20 protein-coding genes, 1 tRNA gene, 2 pseudogenes and 1 riboswitch are annotated in these 19,441 nt (G+C 63.6%); of the genes and pseudogenes, 14 read left to right on the top strand and 9 right to left on the bottom strand.

Going from position 1 to position 19,441, the window contains the following annotated elements; all coding sequences use genetic code 11:
• A complete protein-coding gene (locus HN018_RS19655) occupies positions 1-621 on the top strand; it encodes a POTRA domain-containing protein (RefSeq protein WP_171833634.1) in 621 nt (206 codons plus the stop codon).
• A 61-nt stretch (positions 622-682) separates the two neighbouring features.
• On the opposite strand, the gene folE is transcribed toward HN018_RS19655, so the two are convergent.
• The 4 genes from folE to metZ all read right to left on the bottom strand — a co-directional run bounded on the left by folE (position 683) and on the right by metZ (position 3,925).
• Complete coding sequence (folE, locus tag HN018_RS19650; RefSeq protein WP_171833633.1) at positions 683-1,303, bottom strand: GTP cyclohydrolase I FolE; 621 nt, start codon at positions 1,301-1,303, stop codon at positions 683-685.
• Positions 1,304-1,316: 13 nt separating this feature from the next.
• Entirely contained in the window at positions 1,317-2,141 is an 825-nt protein-coding gene (aidB, locus tag HN018_RS19645) for an AidB family quorum-quenching N-acyl homoserine lactonase (protein ID WP_171833632.1), read from the bottom strand.
• A 13-nt stretch (positions 2,142-2,154) separates the two neighbouring features.
• Positions 2,155-2,595: a Co2+/Mg2+ efflux protein ApaG gene (apaG, locus tag HN018_RS19640; RefSeq protein ID WP_171833797.1), complete on the bottom strand. Its 441-nt coding sequence runs from the start codon at positions 2,593-2,595 to the stop codon at positions 2,155-2,157.
• Between the two features lie 109 nt (positions 2,596-2,704).
• Positions 2,705-3,925, bottom strand: a complete 1,221-nt coding sequence (gene metZ, locus HN018_RS19635) for an O-succinylhomoserine sulfhydrylase (protein ID WP_171833631.1) — start codon at positions 3,923-3,925, stop codon at positions 2,705-2,707.
• A gap of 98 nt (positions 3,926-4,023) precedes the next feature.
• Positions 4,024-4,103: riboswitch (SAM riboswitch) on the bottom strand.
• A 148-nt stretch (positions 4,104-4,251) separates the two neighbouring features.
• On the opposite strand from metZ, the gene HN018_RS19630 reads away from it, so the two are divergent.
• A tRNA-Gly gene (locus HN018_RS19630) sits at positions 4,252-4,325 on the top strand.
• A 54-nt stretch (positions 4,326-4,379) separates the two neighbouring features.
• Here the strand turns inward: HN018_RS19630 and HN018_RS19625 are convergent.
• Entirely contained in the window at positions 4,380-4,931 is a 552-nt protein-coding gene (locus HN018_RS19625) for a hypothetical protein (RefSeq protein WP_171833630.1), read from the bottom strand.
• Between the two features lie 416 nt (positions 4,932-5,347).
• On the opposite strand from HN018_RS19625, the gene HN018_RS19620 reads away from it, so the two are divergent.
• Positions 5,348-5,602, top strand: coding sequence for a DUF1653 domain-containing protein (locus HN018_RS19620; protein WP_239478840.1), 255 nt, complete (start codon positions 5,348-5,350; stop codon positions 5,600-5,602).
• Positions 5,603-5,864: 262 nt separating this feature from the next.
• Here the strand turns inward: HN018_RS19620 and HN018_RS19615 are convergent, their stop codons facing one another.
• Positions 5,865-6,767, bottom strand: coding sequence for a LysR family transcriptional regulator (locus HN018_RS19615; protein ID WP_171833629.1), 903 nt, complete (start codon positions 6,765-6,767; stop codon positions 5,865-5,867).
• Positions 6,768-6,824: 57 nt separating this feature from the next.
• On the opposite strand from HN018_RS19615, the gene HN018_RS19610 reads away from it, so the two are divergent.
• The 3 genes and pseudogenes from HN018_RS19610 to HN018_RS19600 form a co-directional block, all read left to right on the top strand.
• Entirely contained in the window at positions 6,825-8,012 is a 1,188-nt protein-coding gene (locus HN018_RS19610; RefSeq protein ID WP_204259582.1) for an NADH:flavin oxidoreductase, read from the top strand.
• 57 nt (positions 8,013-8,069) lie between these two features.
• Positions 8,070-8,366, top strand: coding sequence for a putative quinol monooxygenase (locus HN018_RS19605; protein WP_171833628.1), 297 nt, complete (start codon positions 8,070-8,072; stop codon positions 8,364-8,366).
• Positions 8,367-8,487: 121 nt separating this feature from the next.
• Positions 8,488-8,973, top strand: a pseudogene (locus tag HN018_RS19600) (peroxiredoxin-like family protein); the annotation flags it as partial.
• A 310-nt stretch (positions 8,974-9,283) separates the two neighbouring features.
• Here the strand turns inward: HN018_RS19600 and HN018_RS29150 are convergent.
• Complete coding sequence (locus HN018_RS29150) at positions 9,284-10,738, bottom strand: glycosyltransferase (RefSeq protein ID WP_338034027.1); 1,455 nt, start codon at positions 10,736-10,738, stop codon at positions 9,284-9,286.
• A gap of 507 nt (positions 10,739-11,245) precedes the next feature.
• Positions 11,246-12,019: pseudogene (locus tag HN018_RS29240) on the bottom strand (glycosyltransferase WbsX family protein); the annotation flags it as partial.
• A 190-nt stretch (positions 12,020-12,209) separates the two neighbouring features.
• On the opposite strand from HN018_RS29240, the gene HN018_RS19590 reads away from it, so the two are divergent.
• The 7 genes from HN018_RS19590 to HN018_RS19560 all read left to right on the top strand — a co-directional run bounded on the left by HN018_RS19590 (position 12,210) and on the right by HN018_RS19560 (position 16,877).
• On the top strand, positions 12,210-13,418 hold the full coding sequence (locus tag HN018_RS19590) for a tyrosine-type recombinase/integrase (protein WP_171833626.1): 1,209 nt from the start codon (positions 12,210-12,212) through the stop codon (positions 13,416-13,418).
• Positions 13,419-13,420: 2 nt separating this feature from the next.
• Complete coding sequence (locus tag HN018_RS19585; protein WP_171833625.1) at positions 13,421-14,002, top strand: hypothetical protein; 582 nt, start codon at positions 13,421-13,423, stop codon at positions 14,000-14,002.
• 72 nt (positions 14,003-14,074) lie between these two features.
• Positions 14,075-14,293 carry a helix-turn-helix domain-containing protein gene (locus tag HN018_RS29140; protein ID WP_171833624.1) on the top strand — a complete coding sequence of 73 codons (219 nt, stop codon included), beginning with the start codon at positions 14,075-14,077 and terminating at the stop codon, positions 14,291-14,293.
• Between the two features lie 373 nt (positions 14,294-14,666).
• Positions 14,667-15,017, top strand: coding sequence for a DnaB-like helicase N-terminal domain-containing protein (locus HN018_RS19575; protein WP_171833623.1), 351 nt, complete (start codon positions 14,667-14,669; stop codon positions 15,015-15,017).
• Positions 15,014-15,511 carry a hypothetical protein gene (locus HN018_RS19570; protein ID WP_171833622.1) on the top strand — a complete coding sequence of 166 codons (498 nt, stop codon included), beginning with the start codon at positions 15,014-15,016 and terminating at the stop codon, positions 15,509-15,511. Before HN018_RS19575 ends, HN018_RS19570 begins: the two co-directional genes overlap by 4 nt.
• Complete coding sequence (locus tag HN018_RS19565) at positions 15,508-15,897, top strand: hypothetical protein (protein ID WP_171833621.1); 390 nt, start codon at positions 15,508-15,510, stop codon at positions 15,895-15,897. Before HN018_RS19570 ends, HN018_RS19565 begins: the two co-directional genes overlap by 4 nt.
• Positions 15,894-16,877: a hypothetical protein gene (locus tag HN018_RS19560; RefSeq protein ID WP_171833620.1), complete on the top strand. Its 984-nt coding sequence runs from the start codon at positions 15,894-15,896 to the stop codon at positions 16,875-16,877. Before HN018_RS19565 ends, HN018_RS19560 begins: the two co-directional genes overlap by 4 nt.
• A gap of 338 nt (positions 16,878-17,215) precedes the next feature.
• Here HN018_RS19560 and HN018_RS19555 read toward each other — a convergent pair whose 3' ends face one another.
• The gene (locus HN018_RS19555; RefSeq protein WP_171833619.1) at positions 17,216-17,704 is read right to left on the bottom strand and encodes a hypothetical protein; all 489 of its coding nucleotides are present in this window, start codon (positions 17,702-17,704) and stop codon (positions 17,216-17,218) included.
• A 120-nt stretch (positions 17,705-17,824) separates the two neighbouring features.
• Between HN018_RS19555 and HN018_RS19550 the strand changes: the two genes are divergently transcribed.
• A complete protein-coding gene (locus HN018_RS19550; protein WP_171833618.1) occupies positions 17,825-19,432 on the top strand; it encodes a hypothetical protein in 1,608 nt (535 codons plus the stop codon).
• Positions 19,433-19,441: the final 9 nt, after the last annotated feature.

The following is a 19,441-nucleotide window of genomic DNA, read 5'->3' as shown; positions in this document are numbered from 1 at the left end:
ATGATGAAGACCGGAAAGTTCCTGGCAGTGCTGCTGGGCTGCGCGGCCGTTCCACTGGCGATGCCGGTGATGAAGACCGCTGCTTATGCGCAGGACAAGGCCGCGACCGGCAGCTACACGCTGACCAAGGTGACGTTCAAGGGCAACGTCCAGGTGCCGACCGCCGAATTGCTGGCGGCACTGCCGGTGCAGGTCGGGCAGACGATCGACCAGGCCGGGGCGAAGGAGAACGTGGCCGCGATCGGGCAGGTGTACCAGAAGCATAATGTCGGTACCAACATCACCCAGAGCATGACCATCATTCATCATACCAAGGCGATCATCGCCTACACCTTCGTCGAGCAGGCGCCGCTGGCCCCGACCGTCGTCCATGTCGGCATCACCGTCGATCATGTCAGCGTCACCGGGAACGCCAGGATCAAGACACCCGCCATCCTGGCCGCGGCAAACATCAAGCCGGGCCAGACCGTCACCAACGAGACGATCAAGGCGGCCCAGGACGCGATCTCGGCGCTCTACAAGAAGTCCAACATCGGCTCGGTGGTCAGCACCGACTGGACCAATACGACGCCGCAACATGTCGACATGGTGTTCAAGGTGACCGAAAAAGCCGACGAGTAATTGGGCAACGTTCGGCCTTCGTCCCTGCGCGAGGTGCACTTCTCGTGCGGGGACCATGGCCTCAGTCGAACGGCGTCGCCGCGGACGGGCGGCCGAGCATGGAGAGAAGCTCCTTGCGGGTGTCCGAGTTGTCGCGGAACACCCCCAGCATCCGGCTGGTCACCATCGACACGCCGGGCCGGTGCACGCCGCGCGTGGTCATGCACTGGTGGCCGGCTTCGAGGATGACCGCGACCCCGTGCGGCTGCAGCACGTCGTTGATGGTGTTGGCGATCTGCGCGGTCAGGCGCTCCTGGATCTGCAGGCGCCTGGCATAGACGTCGACCACGCGGGCCAGCTTGCTGATGCCGACGACACGCCGGCGCGGCAGGTAGGCGACATGCGCCCGGCCGATGATCGGCACCATGTGGTGCTCGCAATGGCTTTCGAAGCGGATGTCGCGCAGCAGCACGATCTCATCGTAATCGTCGACCTCGGCGAAGGTGCGCTTGAGCATTTCCGCCGGGTCTTCGGCATACCCCCGGTAGAACTCGTCGTATGACCTTGCCACGCGTCGTGGCGTGTCGTGGAGGCCCTCGCGCGCGGGGTCCTCGCCGGCCCAGCGCAGCAGAACGCGCACGGCATCCTCGGCTTCCGCCTGGCTGGGCCGCCCGGCCGGCGCGTCATCGCTGTTACCTGTCATCGGACTTGAAACATCAGGCTGGGTTCTCGTCGGGAACGATCCGGAACGCATTTCCAGCCCGCTCGACCCGGTTGAAACCGGTGATGTGGCTGCCTGCGACAACCCAGCCTGCGTCTGCAGCCTGTTCCAGCAGGGAGAGACGCGTTCGGGCCGCGGTGGCGGGATCGAGGTCGAACGCCAGCCCGGTCGCCGGATCGCCCGGCTGGATCTCGGCCAGATGCAGCGTGTCGGCCCAGGTCATCAGGCTGCGGACGGGATCGTGCAGCAGGTAGCCGGTGTGCCCGGGGGTATGGCCCGGCAGGGACCAGGCCTCGATTCCGTCCAGCACCGGTCCCGCGCCGATCGCCCGGATCCGGTTGCCGTAGAGCTGCCGCAGCTGCGATGCGATGGCGAACGGGCTGCGCCCGGCTTCCGGAGTGGCCTCCAGAGCAGACGCGTCGGTGAAGTAGGCGAGGTCGACGTCCGGAACCCAGATCTCGGCATTCGGGAAAAACGCCGCATCGCCATCGAACAGCCCAAGCGCGTGGTCGGCGTGAAGATGGGTGAGCAGAACCCTATCGACCAGGGCCGGCTCGATTCCGAGCTCGCTCATCGCCAGGCGCGACTGGCCGAACGTCGGTCCCCAGATGGTGCCGGCACCGGTGTCGATGAGGGTGATGCCGTCGGCGCTGCGGAGCAGGAAGCAGTTCACGTCGATCTGGATTTCGGGCTTGCCCAGGCGTTCGATTGCCTGTCGCCGGCTGGCCTCGCCATCGACATGCGTCAGCACGTCGGCCGGCGCGCTGAATACGCCATCGCGGAGCAGGTGGGTTTCGAAATGTCCGAAACGACGCGTCATAGGGATCCCGGCTCTAATGCACGATGCCGGGCTGATGCGGGCTGTCCAGGCTGAAGACCGGGATGACCACGTCGAACCGCTCGCCGGAGGCGGTGGACACCATGTGGTAGGCGCCGGACATGAAGCCGGACGGCGTCTCGAGCGGCGTACCGGAGGTGTATTCGAAGGCCTCGCCGGGATCGAGCTGCGGCTGCTCGCCGACCACGCCCTCGCCCTGCACGTGCTGGATGCGGCCGCTGGCGTCGGTGATCTGCCAGGTCCGGCGCAGCAGCCTGACATTCTCCCGCCCCTGGTTCTCGATACGGATCCGGTAGGCCCACAGATACTGGCGGTCGTCCGGCTGCGACTGGTCTTCGAGGTAGAACGACCGCACGCTCACCTTGATGTCGCGTGTGGTGCTGGTGTAGTCGCCGCCGCCATCGTCACCGGTCGCCGGCCCGAGATCGGTATCCATCGCCAGATGTACCGGCATGCGTTCCTTGTCCTTCATGACGGTTGCCCCTTCCTGCTTTGCCTGCCCCGGCTTTGCGTGCCCCGGCTTCGCCTGCAACGAACGGCCACGCTCATTCCGCTGCCTGGCTCACTACTCCGTGCTGTGGCAGCAACGCGAGTCCGAGCAAGAGGTCGTCGATAATATCGCGCACGTCTTCGAGCCCGACCGAAAGCCGGATCACCCCGTCGGTGATGCCGAGCCGGGCGCGCTCCTCGGCACCGATCCGCATATGCGTGGTGGTGGCGGGGTGGGTGACCATCGAGCGGCTGTCCCCCAGATTGTTCGACACCGCGATCAGCCGGAGGGCGTTCATCAGCCGGAATGCCTCCGCCTTGCCGCCCTCGACCTCGAAGGTGATCAGGGTGCCGCCGGCGGTCATCTGGCGCATCGCCAGTTCGGCCTGCGGATGGTCGGCCCGGCTCGGATACCAGACCCGGGCAATGCCGGGGGCGTCAGCCAGGAAGTCGGCGACGGCCTCGGCGTTGCGGGTCATCGCGTCCACGCGCAGGCCCAGCGTCTCCAGGCCCTTGAGCAGCACCCAGGCATTGAACGGCGACATCGCCGGGCCGGTATTGCGGATGAATGGCTGCAGCGTCTCGTCGATCCAGGCCTGGCGGCCCAGCACCGCGCCGCCGAGCACCCGGCCCTGGCCGTCGATATGCTTGGTGCAGGAATACACCACGACGTCGGCGCCATATTCGAGCGGCTTCTGCAGCAGCGGGGTCGCGAACACGTTGTCCACCACGACGATGGCGCCGGCCTGGTGCGCCAAGTCGCACACCGCCTTGAGGTCGACGATGTCGAGCATCGGGTTGGACGGGGTTTCCAGCAGCACGCAGGTGGTCGGCACCGACAGCGCCTGCGCCCAGGCCTCCAGGTCTCCGCCATCGACGAACACGCTCTCGATGCCGTAGCGCGGCAGCAGGTTGGCGACGATCCAGTGGCAGGAGCCGAACAGCGCGCGGGCCGCGACGATCCGGTCGCCGGCCTTCAGGTGGCTGAGCAGTGCCGAACTGACCGCGGCCATGCCGGTGGCGGTGGCGCGGCAGGCCTCGGCACCCTCCAGCATCGCCAGGCGGCGCTCGAGCATGGTGACGGTCGGGTTGCCGAAGCGGCTGTACTGGTAGTGGGTGACCTGGCCCAGGAAGGTCGCCTCGGCCTGCTCGGCATCGTCGTAGACGAAACCTGAGGTCAGGAACATCGCCTCGCTGGTCTCGCCATACGGCGTGCGCTCGGTTCCTGCATGGACCAGCAGCGTGTTGGGGCGATAGGTGGCGGACTCGTTGTTCATCTCGGCTTCCCCGACCGGACGAAGACGATGGCAGCGTGCCGCGTCTTCCGGAATGGTGGCGAATGTCCGGGCCTGGATGCCATGACGGGCCGCATCACGCGGCGACCGTCCTGGCCTCTTTAGCGCGCTTGTTTAACCTCGCCGCAAGCCGGCCGGACAATTTGCGAGGAACCAGGCGGCGTGCGGGCCACGATGATCGATTAAGTTCTAGGAGCGCCGGAGCGCGGTCGTCAACTGCGGCGACCAGGATCGCGCCCGGACACCGTTGCGGACCGAAGGAGCCCGACTTATAAACCGTCGATCGTACGGGCCTGGCAGTCAAACAGGCGGGTGTAGTTCAATGGTAGAACGGCAGCTTCCCAAGCTGCATACGAGGGTTCGATTCCCTCCATCCGCTCCAGACCGGCCGCTCCAGACCCGTCGCTTCAGACTGGCCCGCTCTCATCCGCCTCGTTCAGTGGGCGGCGCTCTCCCTGACCTTTGCCTGGTGACGCTCGACCGACCTGCGCAGATTGCCTATCGGGGCGGCGGGCAGGGTGTCCCGGTAGGTGGTGCCGTTCCAGACCCAGCGATCCTTGTCGCCCACCATCACGTCATGCATGCCGCTCGTGGTGGTCGAGAGCACCTTGATCGGGCCGCTGACGGAATCCAGCACCTTGGTCCACTCGGCACCGTGCCTGAGAAAGATCGAGGTCGAGCATCCGGCCGACCCGCACAGGCTCGCCGACTGCACCTGCACGAACAGGGCGGCGTCGCCGTGCCTGACCGATAGCGGGGCAGACCCGATCAGCACCACCGGCTGCTCGTGCCGCCTGACCGCGCCGGCGATGTCATCCGCGTTGAGCAGGCGCGCCGCCTGATCAAGCGCGGTGCCGGTCTGCTGGGTCAGGATCACCAGGCCGCCGCCGGCGCCGGTCCGGGCATGACGGTGATGGACCGCCCAGGCCGGCGCGGCGAACACAAGCGGGAACAGCAACGGCAGCAGGAGCGGCATGCGGCGGGTCATGTGGCGTATCCGTGGAGCGTCGCCGGAGTGCGATCGTTGCCACTATAAGCGGATCCGGCCGGGCTCGACGAGAGTATGCCGGCGCGTCGCATGGCATTGGCATGGAAGCGGTTTCTGGTCTCCAGACGGTCAGGCTGTCCAACGCCCCGATCATCGAGGCAGATGCCGAGACCGTCATCCGCCGGGGGTTGGTGCTGACCGTTCTGGGCACGCCTTGGGCAGGTCGTCGGACCGGCCGGCACCTGTCCTGGCGACGTGGGTATGCGCAAGCATCTACCGGATCTCTTGGAGGTACCGGGCTTCCGTGGGCGGCTGATCTCGCGACGCTGACCTGAGCTCTGGTATCGGGTGCTGGTCGCGCGGCATACCCTGACCCCGACGGGTCCATCCTATCCTATGGTGAGAAGGCAGCCTCGATGAGCGACCACGACACGATGCCGACCGAACCACAGCCGGGCCGCTACAGGCACTACAAGGGCGGCCTCTACACGGTGATCTGCCTCGGCCGGCACAGCGAGACCGAGGAGTGGCTGGTCACCTACCGAGCCGAGGCGAACGGAACCTTTTGGGTCAGGCCGCTGGCGATGTGGATCGAGGCGGTTCTGCATGAAGGCATCGCGGTGCCGAGATTCGCGTTCATTGGTTCCTACCCAATAAAGTCTTGCGGTTGATACCCATAGCCCGGGCACTCTCGACATCGAGCCGCTCGACCGATGTTGGCCGAAAGCAGAAAGGCAGGTTTGGAGCTGCCGTTGGAACCAGAGCAGGCGCAAGGGATGCCACCCATAGGCAAAGCAGACGGCTATATGTTCTTACCTGAACCACCCAGCCCAATCGAGGAATGGGCGGTCCCGACAAGCAGCGGCGGTAGTTCCAAAAGAAAGATGTCTTCGTAAAATTCTTCCTATTCCTCGTTTGGGAGTAAATTACTGTTCAGGTTGTACGGGACTCTGCATCGGTTCCAGCCAGCAGCCGACCTCGCAAAGCGTCGATGAATGCGCGCACCCGGGCCGGCATCTGCCTGCGAGTTGGGAAAACGGCCCATATCCCTACCTCAAGCGGCTTGACGTCATTAAGGACGATACGCCGCAATTCTCCGCTCGCGATCTGTTTGTTCACATCCCAGTAGGTCAACATGGCGATTCCGACACCCGCGATGCAGGCGGACCGAACTGCGTCCACTGTGCTGGCCGACAAGGGACCACCAATCCGCACCCGGTCCAGTTCGCCGTCCCGCGTAAATGGCCAAGTGTCCATCGCGTGCAGTTTGATGCACCGATGGGCCGCTAGGTCCTCTGTCGTGGTGGGTTCGCCGAAGCGTGCGACGTAACCCGGCGAAGCGCATAGCGTGAATGGGTTGTCGGCCACTCTCGTCGCGATCATGTCCGAAGGCTTCATCACCGCCACGCGGACGGCCACATCCAGTCCTGCCGTCGCAATGTCGATGACACCGTCGCTCAACGTCAGATCAACCCGAAGCGCGGGATTGTCTGCAATCAGCTCAGCGACGACAGGGACAACAATAGAGTGGCCGATCACGTTCGGCGAGGTCACCTTCAGCACGCCTGAGAGGCCGGAGCCGCCGGACGAGATCGAGTCGAGCGCTGCATCGCGAGCTTCGATGAGGGTGACGGCGTGAGGCAAAAAGGCTTCCCCCTCGGGCGTCAACGATAAGGATCGTGTCGTGCGGTGGAACAGGCGGGCCCCCAACTCCGCCTCGAGGCCTGCCAACCGGCGGCTGACCAACATCGGCGTCGTGCCCATCTGACGTGCCGCAGCCGACAGGCTGCCGACGGATGCGATAGTGCGAAACAAAGCTACATCCGAGAGATCCATATTATAACGCTAAATGATATATTGCTTATCGTCAAAGTCACCTAACACGTCCCGCCTGTGAAGACTAAATCGACGTTCACCGAGCCGGCCCGCCTGTTTTATGCGGATCGGCATGGTCAATGGCTTCTGGGGGTCTGGATGACGGACATTGATACGAGCGCGATTTTCGCCCCAACCGTTATAAATTTGCATGCCGTGAAGAACCGCCTGTCTGTCGCGCCAATGACGCGCATATCGGCAACCCAGGATGGCCGGGCGACCGAAAGGATGACCCGCTACTACGAGCGTTTTGCGCGGGGTGGCTTCGGGACGGTGATCACCGAGGGTATTTACACCGATCAGGCATTCTCGCAGGGCTACATCCATCAGCCTGGCATGACTGACCTGGCGCAGGCTGAATCGTGGAAGCCGGTCGTCAGCAGCCTCAAGGCGCACGGTACGCTGGCCATCGCCCAGCTGATGCACGCCGGCGCCATCAGCCAGGGCAATCGGTTTCGCGACAACACTATGGGTCCGTCACCCGTCCGGCCGAAGGGCGAACAGATGACGTTCTACCACGGCAAAGACCGCTACGCTCTGCCGGCCGCGATGACGGAGGCGCAGATCGGCGATGCAATCAACGGTTTCGCCGAGTCGGCGGGGCGCGCAATCGAGGTTGCCGGCTTTGATGCGATCGAAATCCATGGCGCCAATGGATATCTCCTCGACCAGTTTTTGACGGAGTATGCCAACAACAGAACAGATCGGTGGGGCGGTGCCACGGAGAGCCGTGTGCGATTGATCCTTGAAACGTTCAAGGCGGTGCGTGCGAGGGTCGGTGCTCAGGTGCCGGTCGGCATCCGCCTCTCTCAAGGCAAGGTGAACGACTACCAGCACAAGTGGGCGGGCGCGGAGCGAGATGCCGAGATCATCTTCGGCAGCCTGGCCGATGCCGGCGCCGATTTCATCCATTTAATCGAGTTCGAGGCGTGGCAGCCCGCTTTCGCCGAGAACGGTCCCTCCTTGATGCGTCTCGCCCAGCGCTATGCGCCTAGAGCGGCGATCCTCGCCAACGGCAGTCTGCACAATATCGAGCGGGCGGCAGCCGCGCTCAACGATGGTGCAGATATCATCACCATAGGGCGAGGCGCCCTGGCGAACCCCGACTTACCCAGGCGCCTGTCCGATCGAGGCGTCCTCAACGACTTCGACCCGTCGATCCTCGGCCCGATCGCCGACGTCAAGGAAACTGAGCTGGCGATGTGAAGCCAACTTGGTTGCTGCACACGACCTCCTGCACATGTCAACAAAAGGACTAAAGCAATGGCTAAGTTTGCTCTACTGGTTGAGATGAAGGCTAAACCTGGAAAAGAAGCAGAGATTGAAGCGTTTCTTGCAAAAGAAGCGTCACTCGTAAAAGGCGAACCTGGAACCCTGACGTGGCACGCCGCGAAGATCGAGGGTGAAACGGGGGTCTATCGGGTGTTCGACACGTTCGACGACGAAGCTGCCCGCGAAGCCCACTTGAATGGCGAAGCAGGACAAGAGTTCGTCGATAAGGCGGGCGAGTTGTTCTCCGAAGCTAAAATCAGTCGCCTGCAGGTCGTCGCACACAAGTAATGCCGCACGTCGGCTCTTGATTCCAAATCTGAGATAAGCTTGGGCGGCTTGGCGCAACGGGAACGCCAGCCGCCCATCCTCAAGCGCAACACGCCTTGGAAGGACTTCCCGTGGAAATGGCAATCCGATCTCATCTAAGGTGTTGCTTGCCAAAGGGCCGCTCGTGGTTGCCTTTTATCGCGGCGCCTGGTGTCCATTCTGCAACTTCGACCTGAGCGCGCTGGAAGAGGCCCGCTCGGAAATCGAGGCGCGCGGTGCGAGCCTAGTCGCGATCTCGCAACAAACATTGCCTAATAGCCGCAAATCGCAGAGGCAGAACGGGCTTGGGTTTCCGATCCTTGTCGACCATGGCGGTGAAATCGCCGCTCGGTTCAGCGTGCGCTGGACTCTGCCGGACTATCTGCGTGAGGTCCAGAAAGTCCTCGGTGCGGATCTGACGCAGTTCAACGGGGAAGACAGTTGGACTTTGCCGATGCCCGCCCGTTATATGACAGGACAGGATGATACGATCGCATACGCCGAGGTAAACGCCGATTATACCAAGCGCCCTGAGCCTTCTGCGATATTCCCAGCACTGAATGAATTAGCGCGTCGTCAGGTCGCCTAATTCCCATCGACGACCCGGGCCGGCGCGAAATCGCAAGACGGCATGCTGAAGCAAAAACTTTGCGAGAGGGTCCCGCTTGAGTGCTGATTCACACGCTCGTTCCAAACTCGTAACGGGCCTTCACCCCCTTGGCGATTGCCCGGTTCATGGAAGCGCCCATCTTCCGGCCGAGCTGGCTGCAGAACAACGAGAGCCTCGTTCCAGTAGCCGCCCCGGTCTCCGACAGCAACGTCTCGCCGAGTCGTCCCCTCGCCTCGTCCGCACGCTCGCGTCTGATCCCGCAAGATCGCGATCGCCAACGCGCCTGGCGCTACTCCCCCGCCAGCTTCAGGCCGAACTGCTCGGCAAGCTGGGCGCGGTAGGCGCGCTGGCGCATCCGGTCTTCATCCAGCAGCTCCGGCTGCCTGCCGATCAGGCGATGGATGCGCGCCACCTCGCCGAGATGCTTCTGTGCCGCCAGCCGGTGCGTGGTGCTGTCGCCGTGCCGCCGATGGATGTTCAGCGGCTCGGCGACATAGGCGACCTGCGCGCCCTCCTGGTTCAGCATCTCGATATACAGCCGCCAGTCGCCGGCCATCCGGAAGCTCAGCAATTCCTCGCCGCACCGCGCCATGGCGGCGCGCAGGGCGGTGCGATTGAACAGCACGCCGCTGACATTCAGGATCAGGTTGCGCTCGCCGAGACACGACCGCACGAAGGCCGGCCCCTCATGCAGGCCGTCCGCTTCCAGGATCGTGCCGGCGGTGGTTGCGTAATAGGGCTTGTAGCTTTCCGACACGGTCAGCCCCTCGGAATCCACGGCCCGGCTGTCGCAGAAGGCGAGCACGGCGCGCGGTGCGTTCTCGAGCGCCTGCGCCAGCGTTTCCAGCAGGCGCGGATCGGCGGCATCGTCGGCCTCGGCGATCCAGATCCAGTCCCCCTTCGCGGTGGCCGCCGCGCGCTGCCACTGCTTGAACACCGAACCGGAATTGCGGGTCTGCGCCACGACCCGGACCTGCCGGCCCCATTCGAGTGCCGCCGCATGAGCTTCCTGCACGCTGTCGTCGGCGGAGGCGTCGTCGAGCACCACCACCTCCAGCACCGGGTGCCCTTGCGCGAAGATCGAGGCCAGGCGCTGGCGCATGTACCGCGCGTAGTTGTAGCTCGGCACCACCACCGAGATGCGTCGTAGCGCTGGTTGCGCCAGGGCCAGCAGGCCCGAGACGTAGCGATCGAAACCGAGCTGCCTGGCAACGGCCCGGCCCGTGCGGGCACGATCCGTGGCCCGGCCGTCATGGCATTCCTGGGCCAGCGAGGTGGCCTCCCGTGCCATCGCGCCGACATCACCCAGGGGCACCAGGGCGCCGGTGCCGAAGCGGCGCAGCAGGTCCGGAATGCCGCCGCTCTCGTCGAAGGCCACGACGGAGAGGCCGCTCGCCAGCGCCTCCAGCACCACGCTGGGCAGGGGGTCCTCGCGCGAGGTCAGCACGAAGACGTCGGCGGCGCTCAGATGGTCCGGCGCGTCCGGGACGTGGCCCGGCATGTGAAAGGTGCCGGTGGCACGGGCGGCCTCGATTTCGGTGCCGAGATAGGTGCGGAGCATCGGGTCGAGGTTGCCGAGCCAGAGGCAGTGCACCCGGCGATGCCGCCTGCGGCCTCCACCGGTCCGGCTGGCCAGCACGCGCCAGAGCTGCAGGAACAGGTCGAAGCCCTTGCGCATGTCGGCATAGCCGATGCCGATCAGCAGCAGGTCGCCGGTCTCGACGCCGAACTGCTTGCGGAACATGTGGCGGTTGCGGACCGAGAACCGGACGTCGGAATAGAGCCCTTGCGGCATCTGCACCGCCTGGTTGGCGGTCACCGGCACCAGCGCCTGGATCGCCTCCTGAACCACCGTCGCCGGGAACACCACCCGCCGCGCGTGGGTCGCGGCGTCGCGAAGCGCCGGCAGCAGGTTCTTCTCGCCCAGCAGTGCCGGCAACTCGTGCACCAGCAGGATGAACGGGATGCCTGCCTGCACCAGCGAGCGGCCGACCGGGGCCGAGGCGGCGCTGTTGACGATGGCGCTGGAGAAACCGGCGATCCGCAAAGCCGTCAGATGTGCTGCCAAGCGGGGACCGTCGGGCCCGAGGATCGTGGTGCGGCCGACCGCCTCGAAGCCGTCGAGCATGGCGCCGCCATCCAGCAGCAGCGACTGCGCGCCGGCCTGGAACGCGTCGTGCCCGACCAGCAGGACCCGTCCCTGCGCCGACGGCCGGCCGAACCCGGTGACGGCACGACCGGTGGCGTTCAGGTAGGCGGCGCCGAAATGCAGGTCCGGTTCGAGATAGGCGCCCTCGGCCCATTCGTTCCAGGCGTTGATGCACACGATCGGTTCGCCATGGAACGGCTGCGCGCCGGCAGCCCGCACCAGTCCTTCCAGCCAGGCGCCGTATTTGAACGGGGTGGAGCCGTGCAGCACCAGGCCGCCGCCCTGCCGCCTGGCATCGTTGTCCCAGGAGGGCGTGGCGGTGCGGATCAGCGGGAACGGCGACGGGGGCTGCGCCAGGGACGCGCGCACGACCTCGTCGTAGTCGTAGACCTGGGCATGGAAGTCGGTATCCAGCACGTTCAGCGACGCGTTGATGGTCGCCAGCCCGTTGACCAGCTTGTGCGGTGGAAACTCGATCGCGCCATCGACGCCGTATGGGCGCGGATCGTGGTCGCCGAAGCTCTGCGACATCACGAACAGCGGATCTTCGCTCGCCCGTGCCAGGAACAGGGTGCGCCAGCGGGCGATGGTGTCAGCGGCCTCGGGGATCAGGCCGATGCGGTAGATCATCAGCACCGGGCGTCCGCCGACGCGGATGTAGCGCGGGTCGGCGAAGTGGCGGGCGAAGCAGTCGATCAGTGGCAGTTCGTCCTCGGGCCGGAAATCCTGCGCGATCAGCACATCCTCGTCCGAGCCGTCCCAGCGCCGGGTCCAGTTCTCGTTGGCCCAAAGCAGGCAGAACGGCAGGTCGATGGACCGGTCGGCGAGCAACGCCTCGAGCGGTCCATCCAGCAGGCGCTCGCCGTTGAACCAGTAGAAATAGAAAACCGGTTACGAGGTTTGAGGCATTTCCGCTCCTGTTCGCCCGTATTCACCGTCGATCACTTAAGGCAAGCTGAGACAGCGTTGTTCACTCTATGTCCTGCCTGAAGTTGTCCGTGGACGTTCACTGCTAGTCGCTGCTATCTTCAGCTTCGTGAAGCCCAAGTGAAGCCCAGGAGCTGCGGTGCCGGTCCGGTTAACAGAGACAGCCATCAAGGCCGCGGTCGGCAATGCCGCCACGATTGGGCGGAAGGACTACTCGGACGCCGGGCTTCCAGGGCTCAGGCTGCGCATCGCCGCGACTGGCAAGGCAGGATGGGTTTTGGCTTGCCGTGACCAGCACAGTCGGATGCGACGGTTCCCTCTTGGAGATTGGCCGAAGATGGGGCTGTCCGAGGCTCGGGAGGAGGCTCGCAAACTTCGGGTCGACGTTCGCAAGGGTGCGGACCCGGTGGCTGATCGCCGGCAGAAGCGAGCTCTTGGCCACAATGCGAAGGATGGCCTCGGTACTCTGGCCGCGCTGCTCGAGCTCTACGAGGTCAAGGTCGGCAAGACCATCAAGTCATGGCCGCCCTCGAAGCGCCGGATCGAGGTCGTGTTCAAGGAACTGCTCAAGAAGCCTCTCCTCGCCATCGCCCGCCTAGATCTCCAGATAGCCATCGACTCCTACCCGTCTCAGCAGCAAGCCAGGGGAGGCGCCTACTGCCTCCGTCCAGTTCTGAAGTGGGCGTCTGCTCGTGGATACGCACTGGCCGATCTGGCCGAGGTCGAGGCGCCTGGAAAGAATCGAAGGCGTGAGCGTGTGCTTGATGCCGCCGAGCTTCGGGCACTCCTACCGGTGCTTCGTGCTTCTACCCGGCCGTATGCTGGCGCAATGCGTGTCATGCTGATGACATTGCTGCGGCGGGAGGAGGTTTGTCAGGCGCGATGGCGCGACGTCGACCTCAAGGCTGGTACGTGGCGGGTCGAGGCGACGATCGCCAAGAACAAGGTCGAGCATAAACTGCCGCTCTCCCGTCAGACCTTGAACTTTCTGAAGCAGGTGGGTCCTGGACAACCAAACGCATTCGTTTTTTCAACACGGACCGGCGGCAGACTTACCAATTGGGATCGCGACACCAAGGTCATCATGGAGGCTAGCGGAACCACTGGCTGGACGCGTCACGATCTTCGGCGGACCGGTGCCACGATGCTAGGCGAGATGGGTGAGCTGCCGCACGTCATCGAGGCGGCGCTGAACCACGTGTCGGTGCACTCGGCGATTGCGACGATTTATAACCAGAGCCGCTACCGTCCCCAGGTCGGTGAGGCGCTGCAACGGCTGGCTGATGCGTTGGATGGGATTGAGGCAAACTCGCAATCGAAGGTTATCAGCATTCGTTCGGGCCATTAGCCGTGGAACCGAGCCAGTCCGATCGGCTTCTTGCAGAGCTTCTAGATAAACTCGACACCGCCGCTTTCAATCTGGACGCACAGCAGGGGCGAGAGTTACTTGCTGCCCGATATGCCTTAATGGCAGTCATTGACTACTTGAGAAAAGACAAGGCTATCGAGGTAAGGCTTCTCAATCCTTTAAGAGTACTAGACGTAGCGCTCCATGACCTTTGCCAGGGCGCAAAGCCTGATCTTTTTTTCGATAAGCCAAAACCGGTCAATGGCGGAGCTCCAACAAATCATTATCGCACAATGCCACGGGCACTGATCGCGGTCCTTTTCGACGTCATGATCAAAGGCGGTGAAAAAAATTCAGCCGCGAAAGCCTGGCTTGTAACCGAGGCCAAAGCGGCCGGGTTGAAAATGGACATCAAACGAGTTGAGGATTGGCGCGAAACTATCTCTGATACGAGCGCCCCGGAGCTCATGCGATCAGCGTTTGCGGGATTTCTTCAAGCTTACATGGAAGCAGACCCAGGACTCAAACATACGAAAGAGAATGCAAAAGCAGGGATCGTAAACCTCGCCCAGCAAGGTTTCTAGAAAAGCCCCCCTCTTATTCCGGACGCTTGAGAAAGCATTCTCCTTTTCGCGGTCAATAGCGAACAGCGGAGTATGCAAGTGTCCACTGGCCTTCAAAAGTTAAGCTACAATGTCCCGGATGCGCTGGCCGCGACGGGAATTGGCAGGACCCACTTTTACAAGTTGATGGCGAACGGAGACATCCCTGCCGTCAAGTCGGGTAGGCGAACTCTCATCCCCGCCGAAAGCCTTCGCTCATACCTTGAACGACTGCCACCCGCCGCCCTTCGCGCTCAGAAGGCCGCGGCGTGATGCGCTGCCAGAACCGCCACAACGGATCCATTACCTAACGAAACCGCCGGCGCCCGAGAAACGGGGCCGGCGGCGGAAAGCTCAGGCGGGACAGCGGTGCCCCGTATCTATGCGATCCGTTCGTCAGGTTCAACCCGTTTCTTCATGCGCTGGCTCTCAGGAGCCAGAAATTGACAATTTTCGAGCAGGCCGCGCTCAGGCGGCGATTGGATTCGGTTCGTAAGGGCGATCTCGCCGACGCGATCCTAATCGTGGCCAACAAGATCGGTGGTCATGGCGCGCTTGTGGCAGCGCTTAACGAAACTCAATCTGTCAGGTCAGCACAACGGGCACGTCGGCGAGTGCGGGCCTCTGATCATCGCGAGGCAGTGCGATGAGCGCCCTGCTGCAGGCTGAACGTGTCGTCCTAGGGGCCTTACTCCAACCTGGCATCAGCGCATGCCACGTCATCGACGATCTGCCGGCCGAGGCATTCGCTGATCCCGACCACCGCGATGCGTTCTGGCGGCTCCTTGTTGGCACGACGGGCAACGACGATCCCAAGCTGATCGCAACCCTTAGCGGCATAGGCGTCACCCCCGAAGCGGATGTGGATGCAGCCTGTCGAATGATCCGAGGCTGCTGGGCGGAGCGGTGCCGCCTCGAGGATGAGGATAAGAACCGTCAGCCGTGTACCAGCAACCTGATCCGTCCCGCGATATGGTCGGCGGGAGGTTTGGCATGAACATCTTTATGCCACCGGTGCTGGATGAACGCACCGACCCACGAGCAATGGTTCATGCGATCTCATTCTGCAAAACGTTCGGCGCAGACCATCACGTTACGCTCTTTAATGCGACGGCTGCTGGGCGGATTGCTTTCACCGCGCTGCCCCACCGCCTTTCGAAACCAAACCTCTATCAGCTGAACAAGTCCAAACGCCCAGCCTTGATCTTGGTCGGTGATGACGACGATCAAGTCACCGGCCCGCTCGGTTGGGCAGCAACAGCGCAGCTTGTGAGTTGGGCGCGCATTGCGGTCGTTCATGGTGCAGGGGCCGATCAGCGATCTTACTTGATGGCGGTTGCGGCCGCAGAAGATTTCGGCCGGGCGTTGCTAATCGAGACTAGCTCGGACGCGGCAGAGGCTTGGATGACGACGCTGCGTGCGGCGGACGTTCCCAGCGTCATGGTGGTACCGCCACCCGGTAGCGTCCACCCGATCGAGAACGCGACATGAGCGCGATGTTGACCGGTCGCGACCGGGAAAGGCTCATCAAAGTTCTCAGTCTGCTCGCCTCTGATCAAGACGGTGAGCGCGCTGCTGCCGGCTGGACTGCAGCCAGAATGCTGCGCGATCGCGGACTGGACTGGAACAGTCTGATTCCGGCTGAACTGCCGGCGCCCAGGCTTCCGGAAAGGATGCAGCAAACCGGATCGCAAAACGCATCCGCCTCGGTTTGGTCCAAGGAGATTGCGTTCCTGCTGCGCCGGTCAGAGCTTTTGACCGATTATGAGAAGAAGTTCGTGCGATCCGTCGCGACCAGGCCGTGGCTGACGCCGAAGCAGGTGGACGTGTTGTCCCGCACATATGACCGGATTATGGACCGCGAGGTGGGGCGGTGAGCGCCGACAGCATCACTGTCCTCCGGTGCGCTCCGCAACTGCGGTTAGCCAAGCTCCTGAAGGCCGACGGCTCGTTCGTCGACTACGACAGCCCGCGGCTCTTCTCCGCCTACGAGCATGCCATCTCCGATCTGACCGCGTTGGCAAACGGGCTCCAGACCCTACAGGGTCAAACGCAGCAGTGCGTTGTCCGCGGCGCCCTGGTGGACGGGCCGGCCGTGCGAGGTATCCGGCGGCTCTTGCATAGGGATCCGGAGACCGGTGACGAACCGACGCTGCGGGAGGTGCCGCGACGATGGGTAGCGCTCGATATGGACGGGCTCGACCGCCCGGCCGGTGTAGAAGCGGCCGACCTCCTCGGGTGCGCCGGCGTTGTCATTCCAGCATTGCCCAGCGCTTTTTACGGCGTGTCCTGCATTGTCCAGGCAAGCGCCGGTCATGGCCGTAAGCCTGGCAGCAGGTTGCGGCTTTGGTTCTGGCTGGACCGCCCGGTCGGCCGCGCTGAGCTCGAGGTCTGGTTCGCCGGCCATTCGGTCGATGCGGTGTCATTCCGGGCCGCGCAAGTGATTTATACGGCGGCACCGGCGTTCGAGGTCGGTCTGGCGGACCATCTTCCGGTCCGGCTTGCTCGGCTATCCGGTCTGTCCGAGGTGTCGGTGCCGCCGAGCGAGGCGCTGCAGTTGCCGCCGCGACCGCGTCGAGCTTCGTTCGAAATCCCGGCCGTCAAGGCTGCCGAGTGGGCGGAAAATGCCTTTCGTCGGGGTGTGGCGGCGGTAGCAACGGCGCCGACCGACAAACGCCACGTCACCTGTGTCAAAGTGGCCTTTAACCTCGCCTGCCTCTGCCATGAGGGACGGCTCTACGAAAGTAACGTACGATCTGCGCTAGGCGCCGCACTCGAGCACGCCGGTAAAGAAGCCGAAGAGGCCTACAAAGTCTTTGACTGGGCTATGGGGCAGGCGTCAGGGGCGGCTGCTTGAATGTAGCGTTCGACCCTTATGCCTTTCTCGCAGAGGCGTTGCGGCTTCATGGACCGTTGCCGGAGGTTTCCTCAGCATTTGAGGCGGCGACGCTCTCGCTTGAGGAAGCCGAAGCGCGGGTCAGGGAGGGGGCTGACAGGTTCTATTCCTATGCACTTCAGTGGCGGATCACCAGCACGGAGATCTGGCGCCGTCAGAAGCGAGCCAAAGCTCGGCTGAAGGAGATCCACGAGGACCAGGAGTTCATCGCAGCTGATGAGACGGATGAGCAACGCCAACTCAACGCCGTGCTGCGCGAGGTGGGGCCAATTCCACCTCAGCGAGGGATGCAGGTCGGTCTAGGCATCGGAAAGACGTTCCGGACGATCCTTGGCGCCCGCAGCTACATCGCAGCTGCCAAGCGAGCCAAGGTGAAGCACGGCATTCTCTGGACAGCGCCGACGCTGGCGATGGCAGACCAAACGGCAGCCGATCATCGAAAGGCCGGGACGACGGCTGGCGTTTATCGTGGCCGTCGCGCGCCGAACCCAGAGTCCGAGGTTCAGCCAGTAGACGAGAACGATGATGCTGGGCGCATGTGCCTGGATCTTCCAGCCGTCCGCCTCGCTACGGAAGCCGACCTGGCCGTCTCCACCCACGTCTGCGGCAGCGGAAAGAAGGATAAGCCCAGCTGCGAATTCCGGGCTGTATGCCCGTTTCAAGTCAACAACCTGACCCTCCGGAAAGCGGACGTAGTGGTCGCCAGCCACGCTGCCCTGTTCCACCGCCTCGATGCTGCGCTTGAGCGCCGGATCGGGCTGACGATCGCAGATGAATCCTTCTGGCAACAAGGCCTTCTTACGAGCTCGATTCCGCTGGAGCGGCTGGTCGCCGACTTCGACGTCGCTCCGGTGTTGGGCAAGGAAGGTGAGCCGCGTTCATTCGCGACGGATCAGCTGCGCGCCACGATGAGCGAAATCCATCGCATTCTGGAGGCGATGCCGGACAGACGACCGCTTGGCCGGGAATTGGGCGGTCTCGATGCCACACGCTGCCGGGAAGCCGCGCATGAACAGTTCAGCCGGATCGTTCATGCCTCGATGGTGCCAGGAATGCCGATCGAGGACCGCCGAGATGCAGCTAAGCAGGGTAGCCGCAACCGCCAGTTCCGCGCTATGGCTGCGCTGCTTCATGCGCTGGCCGACCATCTTGAGAGTGGTGATCAGCAGTGCGGTCGGATCGAGATGGAACTCGCCGACCTGAAGGCAGGTCCAGAGCGCCGGGTGTTGATCCATGGTCGCAAGGACTTCGTCGCACACACCCAAGCTGCCCCGGTACTTCACCTGGACGCCACGATGCCGGTTGCTGCGGTGCGGATGTACCTGTCGCGCCTGGAGGTCCCACCGCCAGTCGAGGCGGTAACCCCGCACATGTCCGTCGTTCAGGTGCTGAGCACCCGGGACAACCGCGGCGGCTTCGGGAAAACCAGCGTCATTCCGGATCCGAATCTGGCAGACGATGAGATCCGTCGGCGGGAACGGCGCCTTGCCGAGATGCGCGACTTCTTCGCCGGCATGGCGCAGCGGATCGGGCCAGGATTGGTGATCACCTATAAGGCTTTGCGACCGTATTTTGCCGAGCTCGAAGGAGTGGCAACGGCCAACTTCAACGCGATCAGCGGGCTCAACTCGTTCCTGGACGTGTCCTGGGTCGTGATCCTCGGCCGTCCGATGCCCGGGCCTCGTGACACCGCCCTGATCTGCAAGCAGCTGTTCGGCCGCTGGGCCGACCCCACCGCTCCGGAGGAGGTCACGGTCGGGCTGCTGATGGCAGACGGATCACATCACGGCATCCGGTCACGACGCTTCGCTGATGAGGACATGGATGCCGTCCGAACGGCCATCAGCGACAACAACGTGGTCCAGAGTGTCGGCAGGCCTCGCGGGGTTCGTAGGACAGCGGAAAGCCCTGTCCTCGTGGTGATGATGAACGACATCGCGTCGCCGTTCCCCGTGCACCAGGTGACCGACTGGCCGACGATAGCCCCAGACGTGGTGCAGCGGATGGCAGCACGGGGCGCTGTCCTGACGAGCCCGAAGGACGCCGCGAAGGCTTATCCGGATCTGTTCCCGAGCGAGGATGCAGCCAAGAAGGCTATTCTTCGGTGCCCGGCATTTCGGGGACAAACCCCTATAATAGATCTATCTATAGGGGAATGTCCCCGAAATAGGTTCCAGATGATCCGCTACCGCCCGGTCGGTAGAGGTCAGCAGACGAGGTCAGCACATGTCCTGGAATCCCGGCTTGCCGGCTGTCGGGATTGGCTTGAGGAACTGCTCGGATCACTGGCTCTGTTCGAGGTGACCGACCCTCCTCGCGAACCACCGCCACCACCCTTTGCCACTAGTGATGACCCGCCACCTTGGGAGCCGTCTGAGGCAGATCTGTCGTCGCCAGACGCTGCGGAAGGTCTTTGGTCCGATCTCTCGTGGATCAGCGGCGACAACCTGGCTGACAGCTTAATGCCGCAGTCCCATTGGCGAGTATCGTCAGTGCCACCGTGGCCACCACCATGACGTCAAATC

Origin of the sequence: Lichenicola cladoniae, from assembly GCF_013201075.1 — a bacterium.
Lineage (GTDB): Bacteria > Pseudomonadota > Alphaproteobacteria > Acetobacterales > Acetobacteraceae > Lichenicola > Lichenicola cladoniae.
The sequence above is the reverse complement of the archived record's forward strand: the minus strand, read 5'-3'. Positions and strand labels throughout refer to the sequence as shown.

Bases quoted from the DNA above. Each gene is read 5' to 3' on its own strand.
- HN018_RS19655 (WP_171833634.1), top strand. From the start codon at position 1: ATGATGAAGACCGGAAAGTTCCTGGCAGTGCTGCTGGGCTGCGCGGCC.
- HN018_RS19565 (WP_171833621.1), top strand. From the start codon at position 15,508: ATGAGCGCGATGTTGACCGGTCGCGACCGGGAAAGGCTCATCAAAGTT.
- HN018_RS29150 (WP_338034027.1), bottom strand. From the start codon at position 10,738: ATGTTCCGCAAGCAGTTCGGCGTCGAGACCGGCGACCTGCTGCTGATC.
- folE (WP_171833633.1), bottom strand. From the start codon at position 1,303: ATGACAGGTAACAGCGATGACGCGCCGGCCGGGCGGCCCAGCCAGGCG.
- HN018_RS29140 (WP_171833624.1), top strand. From the start codon at position 14,075: ATGCAAGTGTCCACTGGCCTTCAAAAGTTAAGCTACAATGTCCCGGAT.
- HN018_RS19575 (WP_171833623.1), top strand. From the start codon at position 14,667: ATGAGCGCCCTGCTGCAGGCTGAACGTGTCGTCCTAGGGGCCTTACTC.
- HN018_RS19620 (WP_239478840.1), top strand. From the start codon at position 5,348: ATGAGCGACCACGACACGATGCCGACCGAACCACAGCCGGGCCGCTAC.
- aidB (WP_171833632.1), bottom strand. From the start codon at position 2,141: ATGACGCGTCGTTTCGGACATTTCGAAACCCACCTGCTCCGCGATGGC.
- HN018_RS19615 (WP_171833629.1), bottom strand. From the start codon at position 6,767: ATGGATCTCTCGGATGTAGCTTTGTTTCGCACTATCGCATCCGTCGGC.
- metZ (WP_171833631.1), bottom strand. From the start codon at position 3,925: ATGAACAACGAGTCCGCCACCTATCGCCCCAACACGCTGCTGGTCCAT.
- HN018_RS19605 (WP_171833628.1), top strand. From the start codon at position 8,070: ATGGCTAAGTTTGCTCTACTGGTTGAGATGAAGGCTAAACCTGGAAAA.
- apaG (WP_171833797.1), bottom strand. From the start codon at position 2,595: ATGGATACCGATCTCGGGCCGGCGACCGGTGACGATGGCGGCGGCGAC.
- HN018_RS19625 (WP_171833630.1), bottom strand. From the start codon at position 4,931: ATGACCCGCCGCATGCCGCTCCTGCTGCCGTTGCTGTTCCCGCTTGTG.
- HN018_RS19550 (WP_171833618.1), top strand. From the start codon at position 17,825: ATGAGCGAAATCCATCGCATTCTGGAGGCGATGCCGGACAGACGACCG.
- HN018_RS19570 (WP_171833622.1), top strand. From the start codon at position 15,014: ATGAACATCTTTATGCCACCGGTGCTGGATGAACGCACCGACCCACGA.